Below are 22,263 nucleotides of genomic sequence, written 5' to 3' on the forward strand. Positions count from 1 at the left end.
AAACCGTGATCTACCTGCTCACGCGGACGGAACATTCCCTTCCGGGCGGAAGATGATGTTGCGGCACAAGGAGATCCGCTTGACTCCACCCGTCGTGCCGGGCAGTGTGCTGACCGTTCAACGGCCCCGTACGAACTCCGACGCACGAGTTCTGTACACATTCCGCAACGGCCGACGACACAATTAGCGAGTTCACGGTCCCCCGTCGTGAACGCGCGTGGAGGTAGAACCAGCCGTGAGACTGAGATTGGCCGTACTGCTGACCGGTGGTGTCATCGTGCTGGCCGCCTGCTCCCCGACCGAGGCGGCCCAACCGACACCGGTGGCGGACAGCAGCAGCGCCACCTCGACCAGCACCCCCAGCAGTTCCTCCGCCGCCCCGAGCAGCTCGGCGGCACCCAGCTCGGCCACGAAGCCCGCCACCAACGGCCCCGTGAAGCCCCCGGCGAACAGCCCCGCCCCGTCCGGCTCCCCCGGCTGGAAGCTCACCCAGGGCAACACCGGCCTCGCCGCGCACGGCCTGAACTGCGACTCCCTGCCGCTCTACACCGGCCCCGGCGCCCCCGCCGCCGGCACCGTGATCTCCGGCAAGCGCGTCGAGCAGGCCTTGACGCTGTTCGCCGGCAACATCACCATCGAGAAGTCCTGCGTCCGCCCCACCAGGCTCGGTGAGACCGCCCCGCTGATCACGACGAACGGCCCGTGCGGCAGCAACTCCTGCCAGGTCACCGGCGCCCCCGTCACCATCCGCGACTCGAACATCGACGGCTCGGCCCTCCCGGCCAAGACCATCGCGGGCTCCTGCGCGTTCCTCGGCGTCGGCACCCTGCAGCGCAACTACATCAGCGGCATGGGCTCCGGCATCTGCTTCTACAACACCGGCAGCAGCCTGAGCGGCCTGGCCGAGGGCAACTACGTCCGCGGCCTGCGCTCGGACGGCGAGTCGCACAACGACGGCGCCACCGTCCGCGACTTCCCGCTCGACAAGAACGCGGGCCGCACCCTGACGTTCCGCAACAACCGCATCGACTGCTCCACCGGCAACGACACCGGCGCCCTGTTCATCCAGACCTACGGCGGCGACATCGACAACGTCACCGTCGAGGGCAACCTCCTGGAGGGCGGCGGCTACCAGCTCGGCCTGGAGTCGGGCTTCGACAACGTCTACGGCCGCAACATGAAGTCCATCAACAACCGCTTCAGCGGCACCGGGTGGGGCGCGGCCTACGTGAGCCAGAAGGGCGCCTCCTACAAGTGGGCGGTGTGGCAGGACAACTTCCTGCACGACGCCGGCGCGCCGGACGCCAAGGGCAAGCCCGCGGGCACTCCGTAGTCACCGTCTTCGCCGCCGAGCCCTCGCCGGCGGCGCAGGCGGTGCGTGGGCTCAGTCAGGCGGTGCGGTGGAACGGCGCTCGGCCTCGGCGAGGCGCTCCTCGAGGGCCCGGATGCGGTCGTAGAGATCGACCAGGGTCACGCCGTCGGCCACCACGCCGGGGCGCTGCCAGTGCCTTCGCACGAAATCCTCCCGGCTCTCCTGCGGCGACTGCTGGAACCCGGAAAAAGGCGCGGCACCGGGTGCCGTCTCCGGCATGGAAGCGCCCAGCGCGCTGAACAAGGACTTCTGCAGCTTCTTCATGACGATCCCAACGAGCACGATCACCACGATGACGGTGACCGGTATCACCAAAGCCCAAGCGTCCGACATGAAAACCCCCTGATCCTTGGACAGCGGAGATCGACCCTACCGGCCGCGGCACCCGCTCAGCCGTTGTCGCGGAACTTCAGCCAGCGGCCGCTGAGCGAGTCCCAGATCTCCTGGTACCGCTCGAACATCTCCCGCACCCGCTCCGGATCCACCTCGTCGGCCGGAGTGGACGCGACGTAGTACGAGAGATCGTCCTCCAGCCGGTGGAACCTGTAGCTGGCCTCCTCCATCAGCACCCACAGCGACCGCCAAGCGAAGAACGGCTCCAAAGCGGACACCACGGTCACCACCGCCACCAGCGAGAACGCCGTCCCCGTCCAGGGGTCGAGGTTCTGCAGGCCGAGGATGATCGTCGACACCGCCGAAAGCACCAAAGTGGTCAGTCGGACAGTTACGGACTTCCACCTGAACCGGTGCTTGCGCGCACGGGCATAGGCGTGCCCGCGTTCGATCTGTCCGCGCAGGTGTTGTGCGAGTTCGTGCGGCTTCAGGCCAGACGGCAAGTCGGTCACCGGCAAGACAATAGTTTCGAGGTAACTTCCCCGCGTGCAGTTCGATGGACCGAGAACCTTGCTGGCCGTTCACGCTCACCCCGACGACGAGTCGCGGTCGACCGGAGGAATCCTGGCCCACTACGCCCGCCAGGGCGTGCGGATCGTCCTCGTCACGTGTACGAGCGGCGAGTTGGGCGACATGCCCGGTGGCATCAAGCCCGGTGAGCTGAACCACCACCCGCAGGCGGTGGCGGCGCGGCGGAGGGCACAGCTCAACGCGGCGTGCGATGTGCTCGGCGTCACCGACCTGGAACTGTTGGGATATCACGACTCCGGCGAGACGGGCGAGGTGCCGCCCGGTGCGTTCTGCTCCATCCCGGTCGAGACGGCGGCGGGGCGGGTGGCCGCGCTGATCGAGCACTTCCGCCCGCAGGTCGTCGTCACGCACGACCACCACAACCCGCACCAGCACCGCGATCACGTGCACGCGGCACGGGTCGCACAGCACGCGGTCAAGGAGACCGGCATTCCGGCGAAGCTGTACCTGGAAGCGCACGACAGCCTTGCCACGACGACGATCGACACCTCAGGCGTGGCGGACGTGAAGCGCAAAGCGTTGCACTGCTACGAAAGCCAGTCGCTCATCGGGAAGCTGACGGCGCAGCAGCGGTTCGCGGCGGAGTCCTACATCCGCGCGATCGACACGACGAACGCGCCGTTGCCGGAGACCGACCTCTTCGCCGGCATCACGCACCACGGGCCGGATCTGCCGCGCTGGTGAGCAAAGGGGCGTTCGCCATGAACGGCGAACGCCCCGAAGACAGTCTCAAAAGGACTAACGGCGGCCCAGCGACGTGCAGGTCAGGCCAGCGCGGCGAATGACGTCCGGGTCCAGGATGTTCCGGGTGTCGACGACCACGGTCTGCCGCACGGTCTCGGCCAGCCGCGCCCAGTCGAGCGAGCGGAACTCCGGCCACTCGGTCAGCACGACGAGGGCGTCGACGTCCTTGGCCGCCAGGTACGGATCGTCCACAACGGACACCGGGCCGAGGTCCGTGCCACCGGCGAGTGCCGGGTCGTAGCCGACGAGCTCCGCGCCCGCCTGCTTCAGCAACGCCGCCACGGCCAACGCGGGCGAGTCGCGCAGGTCGTCCGTGCCGGCCTTGAACGTCAGGCCCAGCAGTCCCAGGCGCACGTGGGACAGCGAGCCGCCACGCTTGCCGGTGACGGCCAGGCGGACCTTCTCGACCATCCGCTGGCGCTGGCGCTCGTTGGTGTCGATCGTGGCGCGCAGCAGGCGGAACTCGAAATCGGCGGCGTCCGCGACCTGGAGCATCGCGTGCGTGTCCTTGGGCAGGCACGAGCCGCCCCAGCCGGGGCCGGGGTTCAGGAACGCCTGGCCGATGCGCTTGTCGTAGCCCATGCCCTCGGTGACGTCGGTGATGTTCGCACCGAGGCGCTCGCACAGTTCCGCGACCGCGTTGACGTACGAGAGCTTCATCGCGAGGAAGCAGTTCGCCGCGTACTTGACCATCTCGGCGGAGGCCGCGTCCGTCAGAACCGTAGGCGCGCCAAGGCGTGCGTACAGGGCGGCCACGCGCTCGGCCGCGTCCTGCTGGTCGCAGCCGACGACGATGCGATCCGGGTTCAGGAAGTCGTGCACGGCCGAGCCCTCGCGCAGGAACTCGGGGTTCGAGACGACGGCGACGTCGTCCCGGCGCAGCAGTTCGGCGGTGCGGATCGACGTGCCGACCGGCACGGTGGACTTGTTGACGATCACGGTGCCGGACGGCAGCAGGTCCCGCGTCTCGTCCACAACGGACTCGACAGCCGCCAGGTCCGCGATGCCGCCGACCCCCATGGGCGTGGGCACGCACAGGAACACGACCTCGGCGTCGGCCACCGCGGCCGACGCGCCGAGAACGAACGACAGACGACCGGAGGCCAAACCCTCGGCGACCAGTTCGGCAAGACGCGGTTCGAGGATGTCGACCTCACCGCGCGAGAGGCGCTCGACCTTGCCGGCGTCGACGTCCGCGCACACCACGCGGTGACCCAGCGAGGCGAGACAGGCACCGGTGGTCAGACCGACGTAGCCGGTGCCGACGACAGCGATCCTTCTGACGAACATCATTCTCCCGTTCGGGTCACGGCGAACGCGCGGAGCACGGCGTCGTCGCTCACGTCGATCAACTTGTTGCCCCACTGGTCGGTGCCCGCGCCGAGCTCGGGCCTGCCGTCGGGGAACGGGCCGCGCGAGGCGAAGCCGGTGAGCCCGTCGAACACCGCCACGTAGTTCTCGGCCTGCGGGCGCCAGTCCAGCTCCGCCTCGCAGCGCCGCCGGCCCTCGAAGCCGAGGCGCGCACGGCGTTCGGCGTCGTCGAGCAGGTCGAGCAGCGACGTGGTGAACGCCTCGACGTCACCCGGCTCGACGAACACGGCGCACTCGCCCGCGGACACCACGGTCTCCTGCAACCGGTACGTGACGACCGGCAGGGCGTAGGCCATGTACTCCATGGTCTTGTTCATAGTGGACACGTCGTTCAAAGGCGACAACGGATCCGGACCGAGACCGGCCGACGAGGTCGACAGGTAGCGGCTGATCTGTTCGGGCCCAACCCGTCCCGTGAACTCGACGTACGGATCGAGCTTCCAGGCCGTGGCCTGCTTCTTCAGGTCTTCGAGGCAGTCGCCGAAGCCCAGCAGCGCGAACCTGACATCGGTGCGGCCGTGGTCGAAAACAACTCTCCGTGCGACTTCCAGGACCCCGTCGACGCCGTCCTGCGGTCCCATGATTCCGAGATACGCCACCAGATGTTTGCCGCCGCGTCGAAGCTCGTCCACGCCCTCGACAGGCCGCATCACGGTGGTGTCCGGGCCGGAGCGCACGACGGTGGTGTGCTCGGGCGGCACGCCGCCGCGCGTCCAGGCGATCTTCTGGTACGAGGTGTTGGTCGACGTCACCCGGTTGGCCGTGCGGAACGTGCGGCGCTCCAGCCACTTCAGGATCCGGTACTGCACCTTGCCCGCGACGCCCTTGGGCTCGCCGAAGCGCGACAGGAACACCTCGGGGTTCAGGTCGTGGTGGTCGAAGACGAACTTCACGCCACCGAGCCGCCACAGCAGAGCCAGGGCCCAGTACGTGTCCGGCGGGTTGCACGCCTGCATGACGTCGAACCGCCTGCGGGCACGTACCTTCACGCTCAGCAACGCCGTGCGCACCCAGCAGTACAGGAACTCCCACGCATAGCCCAGCGCGCCTTCGGCCTGGGGCGGCGGAGCGTACTTGTAGATGTGCACTCCGTCGAGAAGTTGGTAAGCGGGATCACCCGGACCCTTGGGGCAGATCACCGAAACCTCGTACCCGGCGTTGGTCAGGGCACGGCATTCCAGCCACACCCGGCGGTCCAGCGGTACGGGGAGGTTCTGCACAATGATCAACACGTGAGGCGAAGACGTCACGCTCTGGTTCTCGTTTCGGAGGGCAAAACGGTTACACATGCAGCGAATCTCGTAACGGAGGTTGCGAGGCACTCGATGTAGCGCGCAGAGACTCAAATGCGAGGAGCGGTTGTGGAGCGGTCACCTGTCGCGGTGGTCATCGTCACTTACCAGAGCGAACAGGTCATCGCGGGATGCCTGGACTCGTTGCCGGACGACGTGAGGGTGATCGTCGTCGACAACGCCTCGACCGATGGCACTGTGGCGGCCGCCACTCGACCCGGCGTGGAAATTCTGCGCAGCCCGGTCAACGCCGGATACGCCGCCGGTGTGAATTTGGGCATCAAAGCCGCCGAGGGCCACGACGTTCTCATCCTGAACGCCGACATCCGGTTGCACCCCGGAGCCGTGGAATCACTCCACGCGGCCGGAAAGCCGATCGTCGCGCCCCGCCTGGTCGACGAAAGTGGCGCGCTCTCCTACTCGCTGCGCCGCAGGCCCAGCTCCGCCGGCGCCCTCGCGGAAGCCCTCATCGGGGGCACCAGGGCCGGGCGGATCGGCCTGGGCGAGACCGTGACCGACGCGAAGGCCTACCAGGGCGCGCACGCCGCCCATTGGGCCACGGGTTGCGCGTGGCTGGTCAGGCGCGAGGTCATCGAGAAGCACGGCCTTTTGGACGAACGCTACTTCCTCTATTCGGAGGAAACCGAGTACATGTTGCGCGCCGGCGGTGTCTGGTTCGAGCCGCGCGCGGTGGTCACGCACATCGGCGGCGAGGTCTCCACGAACGCGCGGCTGTGGTCGATGCTCACCGCGAACAAGGTCCGCCTGCACCGCGAACTGCACGGGCGTTTCGCCGCCTTCTTCATGTGGCTCGCCGTGGTCGTGAACGAAGGGCTTCGCGCGCGTTCGCCGAAGCACCGCACCGCGTTGAAGGGGCTTTTCCGCATGCGCCGCTGGCCGGAGGAAGTGGCCTCCGAGGGCCCGAGCTACCTGTGCTTCTCCGCGCAGGACTGGTGGTACCACAACCGCGCCCACTCGGACTTCCAGCTGCTGCGCCGCGTCGCCAAGCACCGCAAGGTGTTGCTGGTCAACAGCATCGGCCTGCGGATGCCCTCGCCCGGCAAGAGCACGCAGTTCCTGCGCCGGATCTTCCGCAAGGCCATGAGCGTCGCGAAGCTCGTGCGGCAACCCATCGAGGACACGCCGAACTTCTACGTGATGACGCCCGCTCCCCTGCCGTTCTACGGCAAGCCGTGGCTGCGCAAGCTCAACTCGGTCCTGGTCCGCACCCAGGTGAAAGCGGTCTGCTTCTTCCTGCGGATGGGCACGCCGGTCGTCGTCGCCACGATCCCCACCGCGTGGGATGTCGTGCAGCCCATGAAGACCAAGGGCCTGATCTTCAACCGCTCCGACCGGCACTCGGCGTTCCCCGAGGCCGACCAGGGCACGATCGCCGCGCTGGAGAACCAGCTGCTGTCCAATTCGGACACGGTGCTCTACGTGTCGCGCGCGTTGCAGGAAGAGGAATCCGCGCTGACCGGCGAAAGGGCGCACTTCCTCGACCACGGTGTGGACGTCGGCCACTTCACCCGCCGCACCGAACTTCCCGCGGACATCGCGGGCATTCCGGGCCCGCGCATCGGGTTCTTCGGCAGCCTCGACGACTACCTGGTCGACTTCGACCTGATCGAGAAGGTCGCGCAGGAGTTCCCCGAGGCGTCGGTCGTGCTGATCGGTGACGCGACCTGCTCCATGGAGCGCTACGACAGGTACCCCAACGTGCACTGGCTGGACTTCCGGTCCTACGACCAGATCCCCGGCTACGGCTCGGGTTTCGACGTCGCGCTGATGCCGTGGCTGGACAACGACTGGATCAAGCACGCGAACCCGATCAAGATGAAGGAGTACCTGGCTCTGGGCCTGGCCGTCGTGTCGACGGACTTCCCCGAGGTCGAGCGCTACGGCGACGTCATCCGGATCGCCCAGGGCGAGGCCGACTTCATCGACCAGATCCGGCTCACGCTCAAGGACGGCGGCCTGAAGACCCCGGCCGAACGCCGGGCGGCCGTGCTGGCCTCGTCGTGGGACTCCCGCGCCCGTGAGCTCATGCGGATCGCCGAAAAATCCTCTTCTGGGGAGCGCTAGGACATGTGCGGTATCGCAGGCATCAGACGGTTCGACGGCGCACCCGTCTCGCGCGAGGTCCTCGCCGAGATGGCGAAACGGCTGCACCACCGTGGTCCCGACGACAGCGGGTTCTGGTCGGACGGCTCGATCGGCTTCGCGCACACCCGGCTGTCGATCATCGACCTGGCCGGGTCGCCGCAGCCGATGGCGGGCGCGTCCGGCACGACGACGATCGCGTTCAACGGCGAGATCCTGAACTACCGGCAGCTGCGCACCGAGCTGTCCTACCCGTTCCGCACGAACGGCGACACCGAGGTCCTGCTGGCGCTGTACGAACAGCACGGGCCGGCCGCGGTCGCCAAGCTGCGCGGTCAGTTCGCCTACGCCATCCACGACGCTCACACCGGCGAAACGCACCTGTTCCGCGACCGGCTCGGCATCCTGCCGCTCTACTACTACGCGGACTCGAAGATGTTCGCGTTCGCGTCCGAGATCAAGGCGCTGCTGCCCGCGATCGGCGCGGCCGAGGTGGATCACGAGTCGCTGCACGACTACCTGGCGCACCGTTCGGTGCCCGCGCCGCACACGCTGGTCAGAGGCGTCCGGAAGGTGCCGCAGGGCCACCACCTGGTCGTCACCGCGAAGGGCGAGGTGCGGACCGAGCCGTACTGGGAGCTTCCGCGCGAGTCGGAGATCCGTTCCGTCACGCCCGAGGAGGCCGTGCGGCTCGTGGACGAGGCGCTCACCGCGTCCGTGCGCGACGCCCTGGTCGCGGACGTGCCGGTCGGGGCCTACCTGTCCGGCGGCGTCGACTCGTCACTCATCACGGCTCTGGTGGCGCGGGAACGCGGTGACGCCGAGCTGCACACGTTCTCCGCGGGCTTCGGCGACCCGCGCGTGGACGAGATCCACCACGCCGAGAAGGTCGCCGCGCTCGTCGGCAGCAGGCACCACAACGTCATCGTCACGGCCGACGACTTCCGCGACAGCTGGGCCAAGCTCTCCTGGCACCGCGACGCGCCGCTGTCCGAACCCGCCGACGTGGCCGTGTTCCGGCTGGCCGAGCTGGCGCGCCGGGACGTGAAGGTCGTGCTGTCCGGCGAGGGCAGCGACGAGCTGTTCGGCGGCTACCCGAAGTACCGCTTCGCCGCGGCCACCCGGTTCGCCGGTGCCGCGCCGTCGTTCGCGTTGAGGCGCCTGGAAAAGGCCCTGCCCGCCTCCAAGGCGCGGCTGGGTGTCGCTCTGCGCGCCATCTCCGAACCGTCCTACGCCGAACGCATGCGCGGCTGGTTCGCGCCCTTCACGGTGTCCGAACGGGCGGCGCTGCTGGGCGGTCCCGCCACCCGGTCCGTGCTGGCGCCGTACGAGAACGGGCGCGGGGACGCGTTGCGGCGCATGCTCTACGCCGACTCGCACACCTGGCTCGCCGACAACCTCCTCGAACGCGGCGACCGCATGTCGATGGCCGCCTCGCTGGAACTGCGCCCGCCGTTCCTCGACCACCGCGTGGCCGAGCTGGCGTTCTCGCTGCCCAGCAACGTGAAGGTCCGCGGCGGCACGACCAAGTGGGTCGTGAAGGAGGTGGCGCGCCAGCACCTGCCGAACGACATCGTGGATCGGCCGAAGTCCGGCTTCAAGGTGCCGCTCGACGCGTGGTTCCGCGACGGCCTGCGCGACATGGCCTACGACCTGCTGACCGGGCCCACGTCGTTCGTGGGCAGGACCTTCGACCGCGCGGCCGTCCGCGCTCTGCTCGACGACCACGATTCCGGTGACCGCAACGAGCAGCCGCGTATCTGGACGCTGCTGTCGCTAGAGGTGTGGCACCAAACGCTCAGCTGGTAGGACGGTCCATGAACAGGGATTTCGTTTCCGTGGCAGGTGGGTGACCCGTGTACGTGGCCTCCTCCCGCCCGTCCAAGACCGACTTCCGCAAGCGGTTGCCGGGCACGGTGTTCGCGCTCGGTACGGTCAGCCTGCTGACCGACATCTCCGCGGAGATGATCACGGCGTTCCTGCCGGTGTACCTGCTGTTCACGCTGAACGTGGGCTACGCCCAGTTCGGCCTGCTGGACGGCATCTACACGGGTGCCACGGCGGTGCTGCGCCTGGTCGGCGGCAGCGTCTCGGACAGGTTCCGCAGGCCCAAGGCCGTCGCGGCCGCCGGTTACGGACTGTCCGCCGCCACGAAGATCTTCTTCCCGCTGGTCGGCGCCTCCCCGTTCGGCATCGGCGCGCTGATGGCGGCGGACCGCGCGGGCAAGGGCATCCGGACCGCGCCACGGGACGCGATGATCTCCCTGGCCACGCCCGCCGACCGGCTCGGGGCGGCGTTCGGCGTGCACCGGAGCATGGACACGTTCGGCGCGCTGCTGGGCCCGCTGATCACGTTCCTGCTGCTCTTCCAGATCGGGACAGTGCCGGGGCCGATCTTCGCGGTGTCGGCGGCGTTCGCGGTCATCGGGTTGATCGTGCTCATCGCGTTCGTGCGCGACACGCCGACCGGCAAGAAGCCGAAGGGACCTCGGCCGTCGTTCCGGGCCGGGCTGAACCTGCTGACCGACAGGAACTTCCGCCGCACGACCATCTCCGCCGGGATGCTGGGCCTCGCGACGGTGTCGGACGCGTTCGTCTACGTGCTGGTGCAGAAGGCCACGAACATCCCGCTCGGCTGGCTGCCGCTGCTGCCGCTCGGCACCGCGATCGTCTTCCTCGCCGCCGCCGCGCCGCTGGGGAAGCTGTCGGACCGGGTGGGGCGCTGGCGGATGTTCCTCGCCGGCCACGCGCTGCTGCTCGGCGTGTACGCGCTGCTGTTCATCCCCGAGGGCGGCATGGGGGTCGCGATCGCGGCGCTGCTGCTGCACGGCCTGTTCTACGCGGCGACGGACGGCGTGCTGTCGGCCAAGGTGAGCGAGACGGCACCGGAGTCGCTGCGGGCGTCGGGGCTTTCAGTGGTGCAGACCGGGCAGGCGCTGGGCCGTCTCGTCTCGTCCGTCGCCTTTGGACTGCTGCTGCAGTTCTCCAGTTTTGGGACGAGCATCACGGTAGCGCTGGCAGCACTCACCGTGACACTCATCGCCGCATACGGTCTTAACCGCGAGACGCCAGCTTCTGCTTGATCTTCTCGAAGCCACCCTTGCCGAGGACCTTCATGGCCGCGTTCTTGGCAGCGACCCGCCCGGAGTCGCGCAGGAACCGGACCGGCTGATCCACCAGACGGTCCTGCGCCACGGCGATCGCGCCCGGCGCGGACACGTCGTCCAGCGAGTCCCCGAACGACGCCTTGTAGGGCTCAGGGGAGACGAGCCGGCCGCGTGTGCGGTTCGACACGTTGCCGCCGTGCACGACCTGCAGCCAGCCCGGCGCCCCGCCCAGCTCCACCACGGGGAAATGCAGGTGCATGTGGTTGTGCCAGTGCGCCCAGCACGTCACCGGCGCGTCCCAGGACTCGCGGACCGAGACGAACGCGTTGTGCCGGTCCACCCGGTGGTAGAGCCCGCCCGGAGACTTGATCAGGCCGTTGACCAGGTAGTACGCCGCCGTGGTCGTGGGACGGGGGGCCGCGCAGAGGCGTTCCACGAAGTCGGCAGAGAGGCCGTCGTCGTTGTCCAGGTTCGTGGTGATCAGCTCGGAGCCGGTCTGGGAGAAAAGCGATCGGATGTCCGACCTCAGTTCTTCCCGCGACACTTCCGCACGGTAAACGGGCGTGTACGCGTCACCGTGTGAGCCGATTCTGTCCTTGAGCCATTGCGGTGATTCGGGGTCGAAATAGATGAGCCAACGCGTCCGTTTGTCCGTCTGCGCGAGCACCGATGGCAGGCAGTAGCGCTCGAACAGCGCAACGCGTTCGGTCAGCCATCCTTCCTTTGCCCGGACGTAACTTTCCGCACCCTTCGAAGGCAGGTTGAAGCGCGTCAGGATGACGTGGTCGGCCATGACTCCCCTTACTCCGGTCATCGCCTACATCGCCTGATGAGACCAAAACGTTGCGGCGCTAACGAATGCCGGGCGGTACCGATACTCAGGTTGTGCCAACGCTTCCCACAGTGGACGTCGTGATCCCCTGTTACAACTACGCCCACTTCCTACCGGCTTGCGTCCGCAGTGTCCTCGACCAGCCCGGTGTGGATGTGCGAGTGCTTGTGATCGACGACACGTCGTCGGACAACACGCCCGAGGTGATGGCCGAACTGATGGCCGCGGACAAGCGCGTCGAGGGCTACCGGCACGAGGTGAACAAAGGGCACATCGCCACCTACAACGAGGGCCTGCTGGACTGGGCGACCGCCGACTACACCGTGTTGCTGTCGGCGGACGACCTGCTGGCGCCGGGAGCGTTGCAGCGCGCGGCCGGGGTCTTCGAGCAGAACCCCGACGTGGGCATGGTCTACGGCCGCGTCGTCTACTACAGCGACCACAACGCGTTGCCGAGGGTCACTCAGCTGCCGGCCACCTCGAGGGTCTGGCGCGGCGAGGAGTGGATCGAGAACCGCTTCCGCAGCAGCCGCAACGTGATCTCCTCGCCGGAGGTCGTGGTGCGTACCAAGATCCAGCAGAAGGTCGGCGGCTACCGCTCCGACCTGCCGCACGCCGGCGACCTGGAGATGTGGCTGCGCATCGCGGCCGTGTCCGACATCGGCTACGTCAGCGGCAGGCCCGGCGCGTACTACCGGGTGCACGAGAACTCGATGATGCGCACGACGTTCAAGTCGGTGTTCGCCGACCTGGAACAGCGCCGTGACGTCTTCGACCTCGTGCTGGAGCAGAACCCCGGTCTGCCCGCGCGGCTCAGGACGCTGGCGCACAAGGCGATCGCGGCAGACGCACTGTGGCGTGCGGTGCGGCTGCACGACCGCGACCAGCTCGACGGTACCGAGAAGGAACTCCTCGACTTCGCCCGAGAGACCTATCCGGACCTCGAAGAGCTACCGGAGCATCGCGCTCTGTTGCGACGCCAGAAGTTCAGCCCCTCTTTTCTGAGCCGGACGCAACTCTTCCTCGCGCCACACGCCTACAAGAGGGCGAAGTTGTTCATCGGGACTCAGCGGTGGAAGTGGCGGGGCGAGTGGTGACGACGCAAGAGGACACGGGTCAGCTCGAGGGCAAGGTCTCCTCGGCGATCCGCTGGAGCGCGATCAACTCGCTGCTGCAACGTCTCTCCGCGGTCGGCATCAGCATCCTGCTGGCCCGCCTGATCGCACCCGAGCAGTTCGGTGTGTTCGCGGTCGCCCTGGTCGTGCTCAACATCGTGCTGAGCGTCTCCGAACTCGGCGTCAGCGCCGCGCTGGTCCGCCACAACGGCCCGATCGACGAGATGGCGCCGACCGTCACGACGCTGTCCCTCGCGTCCGGCACGCTGCTGGCGCTGATCTGCGCGGCCGGCGCGCCGTGGTTCTCCAACGCCATGGACGCCCCCGAGGCGGCCGGCGTCATCCAGCTCATGTCGATCGCTCTCGTCATCGCGGGCGCGTCCGCGGTGCCCGGCGCGATGATGCAGCGGAACTTCCGGCAGGACCACAAGTTCTACGCCGACACCGCCGCGTTCGTGTGCGGCACGGCCGTCGCGGTCGTGCTGGCGTTCATGGGCTTCGGCGCGTGGAGCCTCGCGTGGCAGCGGATCGCGCAGAACCTCTCCGCCGCGGTCATCATGTTCTGGCTCACCAAGGACAGGTTCCGGCCCGGCTGGAATCCGGTCCAGGCCAGGGAACTGCTCGCGTTCGGCCTGCCGCTCGCGGGGTCGAGCCTGCTGATCTTCGGCGTGATGAACGTCGACTACATCGTCGTCGGCGCGATGCTCGGCACCATCCCGCTCGGCTTCTACCTGCTGGCGTTCAACCTCGCGAGCTGGCCGGTGGCGGCGTTCAGCGCCCCGGTGCGGAGCGTGTCGCTGGCCGCCTTCTCCAAGGTGCGCGAGGATCCCGAGCTGTTCCAGAGGTCGTTCGGGCGTGCGCTCGGACTCCTCGCGCTCGTGACGGTCCCCGCGTGCGTGCTCCTGGCCGCCCTGGCCGAACCGCTCATCCGCGTCGTCTACGGCGAGCGCTGGGCTCCCGCGGCGACCGCGCTGGCGTTGCTGGTGCTGCTCGGCGCGGTCCGGGTCGCGCTCGAACTCGGCTACGACTTCCTCGCCTCGGCGGGCCGGTCGCGCGCGATCCTCGTGATCCACCTGGTCTGGCTGGGCGCGCTGGTGCCGTTGCTGGCGCTGGGCGCGCACCTCGACGGCATCCGGGGCGTCGCGGCGGCACATGTGGTCGTCGCCGTGCTGGTCATCACGCCCGCGTACCTGATCACCTTCAGGCCCTACGGCATCCGCGCCGGGGCACTCGGCACGCGCCTGCTCCGGCCGTTCCTCGGCGGTCTGCTGATGGTCGCCGTAGTGCTCGCGGTCCGGAACGCGATCGACAGCCAGGTGCTGCAGATCCTCGTCGGTGGCACGCTGTCCTGCCTCGCCTACGCGCTCGTGGTGTTCCCGATGCGACACGAAATCCTTGCGGTGCTGAAGAAGAGAGCCGGCGCGTGAGACGACTGAGACAGGTCACGAGGATCGTCCGCGAGCAGGGCGCCAAACAGCTCGGCGTCCGGCTGCTGACCGCCGCGACCCGCAGGCTCGGCGCCGAGGGCGAGGAACTGCCCGTGCGGCTGGAAGACGTCCGCAAAGCCGACGTCGAGGCGCGCAGGCCCGTGGTGATCCCGCCGATCCCCCAGGACGGCAGGCTTGTCGTCAACTGGGTCACCACTCCCCCGTCGAAGGGCTCCGGCGGCCACACCACGATGTTCCGGCTCATCCGGCACCTCGAGTCGCTCGGGCACGAGTGCAAGCTGTACCTGTACGACACGTTCGGCAACACGGTCGCCGACGTCGAACCCGGCATCCGCGCGGCGTTCCCGTTCTTCAAGGGCTCGATCCACGACGTGACGGACGGGATGGCGGACGCCCACGCGGTGTTCGCGACGGCGTGGATCACCGCGTACCCGGCGTTCAACGACCCTTGCGCGGGCAAGAGGTTCTACCTCGTGCAGGACTACGAACCGTGGTTCTACCCGTCCGGTGGCCTCTACGCGCTGGCGGAGAACACGTACCGGATGGGCATGCACGGCTTCACCGCCGGCCGGTTCCTCGCCGACAAGGTCCGCGACGAGCACGGCATGCCGGCCGACTACTTCGACTTCGGCTGCGACGCCGACAGGTACCGGCTCGGCGACGAGAAGCGCGACGGCATCGTCTTCTACGCGCGGCGCAAGGCACCGCGCAGGGCGTTCGAACTCGGCGTGCTCGCGCTGGAGGTCTTCGCCGAGAAGCACCCCGACCTCAAGATCCACGTCTATGGCGAGAAGATCGGCGACCTCGGGCCCCAGTTCCTCGACCACGGCCTGGTCACGCCGGACGACCTGAACGCCATCTACAACAGTTGCTTCGCCGGGTTGTCACTGTCGATGACCAACGTGTCGCTGGTGCCGCACGAGATGCTCGCGGCCGGATGCATCCCCGTGGTGAACGACGCGCACTTCAACCGCGTAGTCCTGGACAACGACCACGTCCGGTACGCGACACCCACCCCGCACTCACTGGCGCGTGCTCTGTCCGAAGTGGTCACATCGCCGGACTTCGGCGCGGTCGCCCGTGCGGCCGCGTCCAGTGTGGAGGGACGTTCTTGGGATGCGGCAGGACATGAGCTGGAAAAGGTGCTCCGCCGCGAACTCGCTACATGACGGGGGACGGCGACGTGGCGTCCGAGATGAGTACCCTCGCGGGCTGCGAGCCGTCGGCCGGAACCACGTGAACGGCCGGGAGCTTGGCGTCCTTGGGCACCGCGGCGAACGCCAGCTCGCCGGCGGTGAGCCACGTCGCCTGGTCGTCGATGCCGGCCGTGCCGGGCAGCCGCGTCTCCGTGTTGGTCGCGAGGTCGAGCACCGCGAGGTCCCACGGCCCGAGGCGGCCGATGCGCTTCTTGTAGGCGACCTTCGTGCCGTCCGGCGAGAGCGACGGGCATTCCGCGTCACGGCGCAATGTCGTCACGGACTTGGCCACCAGGTCGCCCTTCACCAGCCAGGTGAAACCGCCGCTGGCGAGCGTCGCGTAGAACGTCTTGTCGTCGGAAGCCACGGTCAAACCCCAGTAGTTGACGTCACTGGCTGTGTGCAGAGCACCCTCCACAGTGGCGGCGAAATGTTCGAGCGACTCGGCCGTCTCGCCCGTGCGCAGGTCGTAGAAGCCGGTGCGGGTGGAGAAACCACCGGGCACGGAGTACGAGTCGCCGGTGACGAAACTGGTCCAGGACACCACGTTCCCGGACTGCGAGACCTTCGCGCGGCTCGGGATGCCCGGCAGCGGAATGGTCCTGACCGCCTTGCCGTCGCGGCTCACCTCGGCCGAGTAGGTCGGGCCGGGACCGGACAGCTTCAGGCACACGCTCGTGCCACCGGCGGCGTAGAACCGCTGGCAGACCAGCTCCGTCGGGGTGCGGGAGCCTCCGTCGGCGAGCTTCTCGACCCGGTGCTGACCACCCGCGAGATCGACGAAGAGAAGATCGCCGGTCCTGGCCTGCGACACCTTCTCGGCGCCCGCCGGCTGGTTCGCGTCGGTGGCCGCCGTGACGACGTAAGCCGTTGTCCCACCGATGACCACGAGAATGGCCGCGATGGTCACGGTCAGTCGTCCTGCACGCATGCTGCCTCCTGGATTCCCTTCCTTCATCGTCCGCCAGCTACGGCCTGTAACAGTTGGCAGCTCACCCCGATTTTCAAAGCAGGCGATACCCTACGAACAGTGCGTTCGCAAGACCGAGCCGCGGATCGGGGATTTTGATGGACTTCTGGGGAACCGTACGAGTGCTGCGGCGGCGGTGGTACATCGCCCTTCCCGCAGTGCTGCTCACCGGTGTCCTCGCACTCTCCGTCTACATCACCGTGCCCACGCGGTACGAGTCGAGCGGCGTGCTGGTCCTCACCTCCCCCGCGGCCGGTGGCCGGTACTCGGAGAAGACCAAGCCCGAGGACGTCGTCAGGGTCAACCCGCTGCTGCAGTTCGACGGCAGCCTCACCACCACCGCGCAGATCCTCACCCAGGTGCTCGGCGACCCCAAGACGGCGGAGGAACTGGCGGGTGAGGGCTCCACGGCCGTCTACACCGCGAACACCGGTCCCGTCGGCGGCCCGCTGCTGTTCGTCACGACCGAGGCCGACTCGGCCGAGTCGGCCGAAGGCCTCGTCGGCAAGGTGCTCGAGAAGGCCGTGGCGGAGCTCGCGGCGCAGCAGAAGGCGTTGAGCGCGCCCGAACAGACGTTCATCACCGCGCAGGTCCTGGTGAAGCCGACGACGGCCTCGGCCAAGATCGGCGGCAAGGTCCGCTACGTCGGCGCGGCCACGGTCGTGTTGCTGCTGCTGACGCTGGCCTCGACGTTCGCCGCCGACTCGATCCTGCTGAAGGTCAAGCGCCGCAAGGACAAGGACGCGGCACCGTCCGAGAAGGACACCACGCCGGCGCCCGTTCCCCCGGTCCGGCCGAACCCGCAGACCAACGGCAACGGAGCCGCACCCCACCGTCCCATACCGCAGGGCATGCCGAACGCGCACCAGAAGACCGTCATCATCGCCGCACCCAAACCTGACCCGGCATGGCCGACGAAAGACGACTGACCACCCAGCGAGCCGACGGCGCCACTCTGCTCATCTTCTACATGGTGGCGCTGCTCGTCGTTCCCGCCCGGTTCACCATCGCGTTCGTCCCGATCACGCTGCCCCCGGCGCTGTTCGTCGCGATGTGCCTGGCGGTGGTCTGGTTCGCGGCGCACCTCGTCGACCACCTCGGCCTCGCCAAGGGCCGCAACGCCGTCCGCACGATCCTCGCGATCTACGTGATCCTGCACCTGATGACGTACGCGCTCGCGACGCGGCGCTATCTCCCGATCGACGAGCTGTCGGTGTCGGACTCGGCCCTGATCAGGATCGTGTCGATGGCGGCGCTCGCGGTCTTCGTGTGCGACGCGGTCCGCAGCGGCGAGAGGCTGAGCCGCGCGTTGCGGGTGATGGTGGCCTGCCTGACGGTCAGCGCGTTCGTCGGCCTGTTCCAGTTCGGCCTGGGCCTCGACCTCGCGTCGTACATCTCGCTGCCGGGCCTGCGCGTGCAGGACAACGGCTACTCTGCGCTGGAGTCGCGCTCCATCTTCTTCCGCCCGGCCGGCACCGTGAACCACCCGATCGAGTTCGGTCTGGTGTGCGTGCTGGGTGTGCCGTTCGCCGCGCACTTCGTGTTCCAGGCGAAGGACCGCGGCGAGCCCGTCGGCCGCTGGTGGACCGCCCTGTCACTGCTCGCGCTGATGGCGATCCTGTCTCTTTCGCGCACGGCGATCATCGGCCTGGTGGTGACGGGCATCGTGATGGCGATCCTGCTCCCCCGCGAACGAGGCCTGCCGCTGCTCGGCGTCGGCGCGGTGTTCCTGGGCGGCGCCTCCATCGTCGTGCCGGGCCTGTTCGGCACGGTCACCTCGATGTTCTCCAACATCGAGGACGACCCGTCGTTCCAGGGCCGCACCAAGGACTACGACGGCGCGTGGCTGGAGATCGCCAGACACCCGTGGCTCGGCAGGGGCTTCGGCACCTTCCTGCCCTCGAAGTACACGATCCTCGACAACCAGTACCTGCTGACGATGATCGAGAACGGCTACCTGGGCCTGATCGCCTTCGCCCTGCTGTTCCTCGGCGCCATCTTCGCGGCACTGCGGGCCCGCGCGCTGTCCCGCGACGAGGGCGTGCGCGGCATCGCGATGTGCCTGGTGGCCGCGATGCTGACGTCCGCGCTGGGCGCCGCCACGTTCGACGAGCTCGCGTTCAGCGTCGCGACCGGCATGACGTTCATGCTGATCGGCGTGTCCGGCGCTTTGCTACGAATAGCCAGACAGGAGGCCGCCGAACGCAGGGCGGCCGAGGTCAGTCCAGCCAGCTGAGCAAGCTCTGCCAGGCCGGGGCGGAGAACGCGAGGACGTCACCGCTCGCGTTCTTCGAGTCCCGCACCAACGCGTCGGCGGACAGTGCGACTTCGACACAGGCGCTGTCGGTCGAACTGCCGCTGTAGGAGCTCTTACGCCAGGTCCGTTCGCTGGTCATGAAGATCCTCTCGAAGACTGCTGACGTACGCCGCCAGCATGCTCCGAGATTGTTCCGCATCCAGGGCTGCCGCATCCAACCGCTCGAAGAACTTCCTGCTCGACGCGACGGCTGAGGGCTCCTGCGCGAACACCTTGGCCAGATCGGTCTCCGTGTAGGCCAGTGGCGACGCCTTGCCGAACTCGAACAGTTGGAGCGGTGTCTTGAGCGCGAGGCCGACTTCGTCCGCCGGCACGATCCGTACGAAGTCCGCGTTGAAGAGCAGGCGGAGGTACTGGTCTTCCATGGTCTTCGCATCGCCGACCCGGAGCCTCAGCGCCAGCTCGTGCACATAGAACACGCACTCCGGGCGGTAGGGCCGCCGCCAGATGTTCTGCCGCTCCATGCGGACCTCGACGCCTTTCTCGATGGCGTCCAACGATTCACAACCGGCATGCCTGAACAGTGCGCGCACATAGGCCTCCGTTTGGAGAAGGCCGGGGATCGACAAGATCTCGTAGCTGAAGATCTTGGTGGCCATTGCCTCGACCATGGCGAGCGTGCGCAGGTTATCCGGCACCTGGGCGAAGTACAGGTCGAAGGCGTGGCGGTACCGGTCGGCGAGGTCCTGCAGGAACTCGATGCCCTTCCCGCACGTCGCCAAGTACTGGGCGAGGTCGACTTCGGTGGGGCGGGCCTTGCCGGTCTCGATGTTCGACACCTTGCTCGGGTCCCACCCGAGCTGGACAGCCATCGCCCGGCCTCCGAAGCTGGTGTTGTTCTCGCGCAACCTGCGCAGTTCGTCGCCCAGATCCCGGCTGTACGCGGTGGAAATGCTCGCAGTCATGCTCTTGGACCGTAGGCGTTGAAGTAACTCCATAGAACGGCTCGTTCGGGTGAAAACGGACCAGCTTTAATCATTGTGCGGCCACTGCGACCCGGTGATAGACAGCGGCGTGCACAACACTCTGGCGTTCCCCGACCTGCTGCGACTGATCGAGGAACGCACCGCCGCCTTCTGCGCCGCCATCGCCTCAGCCCCCGACCTGGACGCACCGGTGCCAAGCTGCCCGGGCTGGACGCTGTACGACCTGGTCCAGCACCTGGGCGACGGCCGCCGCAAGTGGGCGGAGATCGTCGCGGCGGGCCCGGCCGACGCTCCCCCGGCCCGCACGCAGGTCGAAGCGCCGCGCGAGGACCTGGTGGCATGGATGGCCGAGTCGTCACGACTGCTGGTCGACGCCTTGAAGGAGTCCGGCCCGGACCGCGGCTGCTGGGCGTGGTGGAGCGACTCGCAGTCGCCGGCCACCGCAGGCGCCGCCGCACGCCACCAGGTGCAGGAGATCGCGGTCCACACCTACGACGCCCAGCTCACCATCGGTGCCCCGCAGCCGTTGCCGGCGGAGGTGGCGCTCGACGGCGTCGACGAGTTCCAGACGACCTGCGTCGCAACGACGTCCGCTTGGCCGCACGAGCCCGCGATCGTCGACTACCACGCCACCGAGGGCCGCACCTGGCGCGTGACGCTCGACGCCGGCGGCGCCCGAGTCGGTGATGTCGCGGGCACGGCCGACACGACGTTCAGCGGCACGGCGAGCGAGCTGGTGCTGGCCTTCTACGGCCGCAAGACCGCGGACGACCTGAAGGTCGAGGGCGATCTGCGCGTCTTCGACCGGCTCGTCAGCTGGGAACCCGCCTGAAGCCGGGCAGTCAGCGATGGCGATGCTCGAGGAGATCGCGCAAGCGCTGCGCAACGCGGCTGACAAAGCCGCTGCCGCGACGGCGCCGCTGGTGGCGGCGGAAGAACTCGCCGACGACGCCGCCGACCTGATCAGAACCGCGGGCGAAGGCTCCTACGGCCTGACCGCGGAGATCGAGCGGACCGCAGGACAGTTCGCCCAGGTCAAGCCAGTCGTCGCCGAACTCCTGGAGCGTCTTGACGCCGCTCAGAAGGGCATCGCCGGCATCGTCTCCGCGCTGATGGGCGCCGCAACTCCGGCAAAGGAACCCCAGGCGGGGGCACCTGCCTCATCCCGCACAGCTCAACCCGAGCTTTCCTGGGGCGCGCAGCAGCGCGCGACTCTTCCCACCCACATCACGAGCGGCCGGTACTTCGATGACGACGGGCACAGCGACCTCGTGCAGAGCGGTGGCGAGCCAGACGGCGAGCACGAGCGGATCAATGACTACCTGATCGAGAACGGCATCATCGACCCGAAGCGGATCGAGACCACCAAGCACGTTGAGATGAAGGTCGCCTGGAGGATGAGACAGGGCGGAGCTGACCGCGTCGACCTCGTCATCAACAACAAGGTCTGCAGCGGCGTGCTGTCCTGCGCCAAGCTGCTGCCGTGGGTGCTCGGCCCGGGTCAGGTGCTGCGGGTGCACGATCCAGTAAGGTCGCGGGAGTTTCGCGGAAGGGACACGCGGTGAGCTACACGCTGGATGTCTGGTACTACACCGACACCCACGACGCGGACGAGCCGGTGTCGGTCCGTTCGGAGTCGGACCTGGAGCGCGTGCTCCGTGAGCTCGTCGAGCACGAGCAGCCGCACCCCACGCAGGTTTCCGCACCTGAGCTACCGACGCGCGGGCTTGCCGAAGTCCCCGACCGCATGTTCAAGATCGGTGTCGCCCAGGGGGGTGAGGTCGGCGCGATGCTCTACTTCGGACCGACCGCTGACGGTGTCGAGGGCATCTGGATGACGCGCGCCGACGAGCCTGCTGGTGACGTGCCGACGTTGTATCGAGACGTCGACAGCCGCAGGGAGTTTCCCGCCGATGCGGCGCTGCCGCTGTCCTTGGTGGGCAAGGCACTGCGGGAGTTCCAGTCGACCGGCGTGCGTCCGGACTGCGTCCAGTGGCAGGAAGCGGACGCCTTCTGACGCACGAAAGGCCGCTAGTCGGCCCAAACCTGCCAGGTGATGTCGTGAGGGCGACCGCCACCCGTGCTCATGTACTCGTGTGCGGCGCGGCGGACGTCAGCGAGGGGGATCTCGGCGGTGGCAGGGAACTCGGTGTCAGACCCCATGTAGTAGTAGATGGGAGCGGGATCCACCGTGTCACTTCCCTGACTCGCGTAAGCGTCTGGGAGCTCCTGGTTCGAGTAGAAGAGGACCCCGCGTTGCTTGGCACCGTTCAGGCCGACGTCCAGTACCACATAGCCGGGGTTGTCGGCGATGAGGAGCTGGAGTTGGCCGGGGTAAGGCCACGCGGCGATGGTGTCCAGGACCGCGTCCAGCTCATCCGAGGTGCGGACGATCGTCGGGTCCTCCGCGTCGCCGTCGAACCACGCTTCTAGCGCCACCACGGGCGAGCACCTCCTGTGTATCGCTTCCTGAACAGCGTGCCGTCCCTGTTCACACCGTGCACCGTCAGGGTCGCACCTTCCGAAAGCATGATCGGTACGAGGGT

Annotated in this window: 23 protein-coding genes; 13 read left to right on the forward strand and 10 right to left on the reverse strand. The window is 68.0% G+C overall.

Annotation, left to right across the window (positions count from 1 at the left end):
• The first annotated feature begins 235 nt into the window (after positions 1-235).
• Complete coding sequence (locus BLR21_RS30940; RefSeq protein ID WP_143027936.1) at positions 236-1,333, forward strand: right-handed parallel beta-helix repeat-containing protein; 1,098 nt, start codon at positions 236-238, stop codon at positions 1,331-1,333.
• 51 nt (positions 1,334-1,384) lie between these two features.
• On the opposite strand, the gene BLR21_RS30945 is transcribed toward BLR21_RS30940, so the two are convergent.
• Together BLR21_RS30945 and BLR21_RS30950 are read right to left on the reverse strand one after the other, a co-directional pair.
• Complete coding sequence (locus BLR21_RS30945) at positions 1,385-1,660, reverse strand: hypothetical protein (RefSeq protein WP_143027937.1); 276 nt, start codon at positions 1,658-1,660, stop codon at positions 1,385-1,387.
• A 101-nt stretch (positions 1,661-1,761) separates the two neighbouring features.
• Positions 1,762-2,217: an SLATT domain-containing protein gene (locus tag BLR21_RS30950; protein WP_256335046.1), complete on the reverse strand. Its 456-nt coding sequence runs from the start codon at positions 2,215-2,217 to the stop codon at positions 1,762-1,764.
• A 34-nt stretch (positions 2,218-2,251) separates the two neighbouring features.
• Here BLR21_RS30950 and BLR21_RS30955 point away from each other — a divergent pair, with 34 nt between their 5' ends.
• Positions 2,252-2,980, forward strand: coding sequence for a PIG-L deacetylase family protein (locus tag BLR21_RS30955; RefSeq protein WP_090011551.1), 729 nt, complete (start codon positions 2,252-2,254; stop codon positions 2,978-2,980).
• Positions 2,981-3,034: 54 nt separating this feature from the next.
• Here the strand turns inward: BLR21_RS30955 and BLR21_RS30960 are convergent, their stop codons facing one another.
• Both BLR21_RS30960 and BLR21_RS30965 read right to left on the reverse strand, forming a co-directional pair.
• The gene (locus BLR21_RS30960; RefSeq protein ID WP_090011553.1) at positions 3,035-4,330 is read right to left on the reverse strand and encodes a UDP-glucose dehydrogenase family protein; all 1,296 of its coding nucleotides are present in this window, start codon (positions 4,328-4,330) and stop codon (positions 3,035-3,037) included.
• Positions 4,330-5,643 (reverse strand): glycosyltransferase family 4 protein, encoded by a 1,314-nt coding sequence (locus BLR21_RS30965; RefSeq protein WP_256335047.1) that lies wholly within the window; start codon positions 5,641-5,643, stop codon positions 4,330-4,332. Before BLR21_RS30965 ends, BLR21_RS30960 begins: the two co-directional genes overlap by 1 nt.
• A 129-nt stretch (positions 5,644-5,772) precedes the next feature.
• Between BLR21_RS30965 and BLR21_RS30970 the strand changes: the two genes are divergently transcribed.
• Genes BLR21_RS30970 through BLR21_RS30980 form a run of 3 tightly spaced genes read left to right on the forward strand, consistent with a single transcriptional unit; the run spans position 5,773 to position 10,889 of the window.
• A complete protein-coding gene (locus BLR21_RS30970) occupies positions 5,773-7,788 on the forward strand; it encodes a glycosyltransferase (protein WP_256335048.1) in 2,016 nt (671 codons plus the stop codon).
• A 3-nt stretch (positions 7,789-7,791) separates the two neighbouring features.
• Entirely contained in the window at positions 7,792-9,615 is a 1,824-nt protein-coding gene (gene asnB, locus BLR21_RS30975; protein ID WP_090011559.1) for an asparagine synthase (glutamine-hydrolyzing), read from the forward strand.
• Between the two features lie 47 nt (positions 9,616-9,662).
• Positions 9,663-10,889, forward strand: a complete 1,227-nt coding sequence (locus tag BLR21_RS30980; protein ID WP_090011561.1) for an MFS transporter — start codon at positions 9,663-9,665, stop codon at positions 10,887-10,889.
• On the opposite strand, the gene BLR21_RS30985 is transcribed toward BLR21_RS30980, so the two are convergent.
• Positions 10,861-11,706: a glycosyltransferase gene (locus tag BLR21_RS30985; protein ID WP_090011563.1), complete on the reverse strand. Its 846-nt coding sequence runs from the start codon at positions 11,704-11,706 to the stop codon at positions 10,861-10,863. The genes BLR21_RS30980 and BLR21_RS30985 overlap by 29 nt on opposite strands.
• Before the next feature lie 65 nt (positions 11,707-11,771).
• On the opposite strand from BLR21_RS30985, the gene BLR21_RS30990 reads away from it, so the two are divergent.
• The 3 genes from BLR21_RS30990 to BLR21_RS31000 are packed head-to-tail and all read left to right on the forward strand — an operon-like array spanning position 11,772 to position 15,477.
• Positions 11,772-12,842 (forward strand): glycosyltransferase, encoded by a 1,071-nt coding sequence (locus tag BLR21_RS30990; RefSeq protein ID WP_090011565.1) that lies wholly within the window; start codon positions 11,772-11,774, stop codon positions 12,840-12,842.
• Positions 12,839-14,287, forward strand: coding sequence for a lipopolysaccharide biosynthesis protein (locus BLR21_RS30995; RefSeq protein WP_090011757.1), 1,449 nt, complete (start codon positions 12,839-12,841; stop codon positions 14,285-14,287). Before BLR21_RS30990 ends, BLR21_RS30995 begins: the two co-directional genes overlap by 4 nt.
• On the forward strand, positions 14,284-15,477 hold the full coding sequence (locus BLR21_RS31000) for a rhamnosyltransferase WsaF family glycosyltransferase (RefSeq protein ID WP_090011567.1): 1,194 nt from the start codon (positions 14,284-14,286) through the stop codon (positions 15,475-15,477). The genes BLR21_RS30995 and BLR21_RS31000 overlap by 4 nt, the downstream gene beginning before the upstream one ends.
• On the opposite strand, the gene BLR21_RS31005 is transcribed toward BLR21_RS31000, so the two are convergent.
• Positions 15,470-16,435, reverse strand: coding sequence for a TolB-like translocation protein (locus BLR21_RS31005; protein ID WP_090011569.1), 966 nt, complete (start codon positions 16,433-16,435; stop codon positions 15,470-15,472). The genes BLR21_RS31000 and BLR21_RS31005 overlap by 8 nt on opposite strands.
• 137 nt (positions 16,436-16,572) lie before the next feature.
• Here BLR21_RS31005 and BLR21_RS31010 point away from each other — a divergent pair, with 137 nt between their 5' ends.
• Both BLR21_RS31010 and BLR21_RS31015 read left to right on the forward strand, forming a co-directional pair.
• Complete coding sequence (locus BLR21_RS31010) at positions 16,573-17,403, forward strand: YveK family protein (RefSeq protein WP_143027938.1); 831 nt, start codon at positions 16,573-16,575, stop codon at positions 17,401-17,403.
• Positions 17,382-18,710, forward strand: coding sequence for an O-antigen ligase family protein (locus BLR21_RS31015; protein ID WP_090011573.1), 1,329 nt, complete (start codon positions 17,382-17,384; stop codon positions 18,708-18,710). The genes BLR21_RS31010 and BLR21_RS31015 overlap by 22 nt, the downstream gene beginning before the upstream one ends.
• On the opposite strand, the gene BLR21_RS31020 is transcribed toward BLR21_RS31015, so the two are convergent.
• Positions 18,694-18,870, reverse strand: coding sequence for a DUF397 domain-containing protein (locus BLR21_RS31020; protein WP_090011575.1), 177 nt, complete (start codon positions 18,868-18,870; stop codon positions 18,694-18,696). The genes BLR21_RS31015 and BLR21_RS31020 overlap by 17 nt on opposite strands.
• Complete coding sequence (locus BLR21_RS31025; protein WP_176929874.1) at positions 18,845-19,696, reverse strand: helix-turn-helix domain-containing protein; 852 nt, start codon at positions 19,694-19,696, stop codon at positions 18,845-18,847. The genes BLR21_RS31020 and BLR21_RS31025 overlap by 26 nt, the downstream gene beginning before the upstream one ends.
• Before the next feature lie 109 nt (positions 19,697-19,805).
• Here BLR21_RS31025 and BLR21_RS31030 point away from each other — a divergent pair, with 109 nt between their 5' ends.
• Genes BLR21_RS31030 through BLR21_RS31040 form a run of 3 tightly spaced genes read left to right on the forward strand, consistent with a single transcriptional unit; the run spans position 19,806 to position 21,734 of the window.
• Positions 19,806-20,549, forward strand: coding sequence for a maleylpyruvate isomerase family mycothiol-dependent enzyme (locus BLR21_RS31030; protein WP_090011579.1), 744 nt, complete (start codon positions 19,806-19,808; stop codon positions 20,547-20,549).
• 16 nt (positions 20,550-20,565) lie between these two features.
• Positions 20,566-21,282: a DddA-like double-stranded DNA deaminase toxin gene (locus BLR21_RS31035; RefSeq protein ID WP_090011581.1), complete on the forward strand. Its 717-nt coding sequence runs from the start codon at positions 20,566-20,568 to the stop codon at positions 21,280-21,282.
• Positions 21,279-21,734, forward strand: a complete 456-nt coding sequence (locus BLR21_RS31040; protein WP_176929875.1) for an Imm1 family immunity protein — start codon at positions 21,279-21,281, stop codon at positions 21,732-21,734. The genes BLR21_RS31035 and BLR21_RS31040 overlap by 4 nt, the downstream gene beginning before the upstream one ends.
• A gap of 14 nt (positions 21,735-21,748) precedes the next feature.
• Here BLR21_RS31040 and BLR21_RS31045 read toward each other — a convergent pair whose 3' ends face one another.
• Positions 21,749-22,159, reverse strand: coding sequence for an Imm1 family immunity protein (locus BLR21_RS31045; RefSeq protein WP_176929876.1), 411 nt, complete (start codon positions 22,157-22,159; stop codon positions 21,749-21,751).
• Positions 22,147-22,248 (reverse strand): hypothetical protein, encoded by a 102-nt coding sequence (locus BLR21_RS44740; RefSeq protein ID WP_420843924.1) that lies wholly within the window; start codon positions 22,246-22,248, stop codon positions 22,147-22,149. Before BLR21_RS44740 ends, BLR21_RS31045 begins: the two co-directional genes overlap by 13 nt.
• Positions 22,249-22,263: the final 15 nt, after the last annotated feature.

The sequence above is a fragment of the Lentzea albidocapillata subsp. violacea genome (genome assembly GCF_900100275.1).
Taxonomy (GTDB): domain Bacteria; phylum Actinomycetota; class Actinomycetes; order Mycobacteriales; family Pseudonocardiaceae; genus Lentzea; species Lentzea violacea.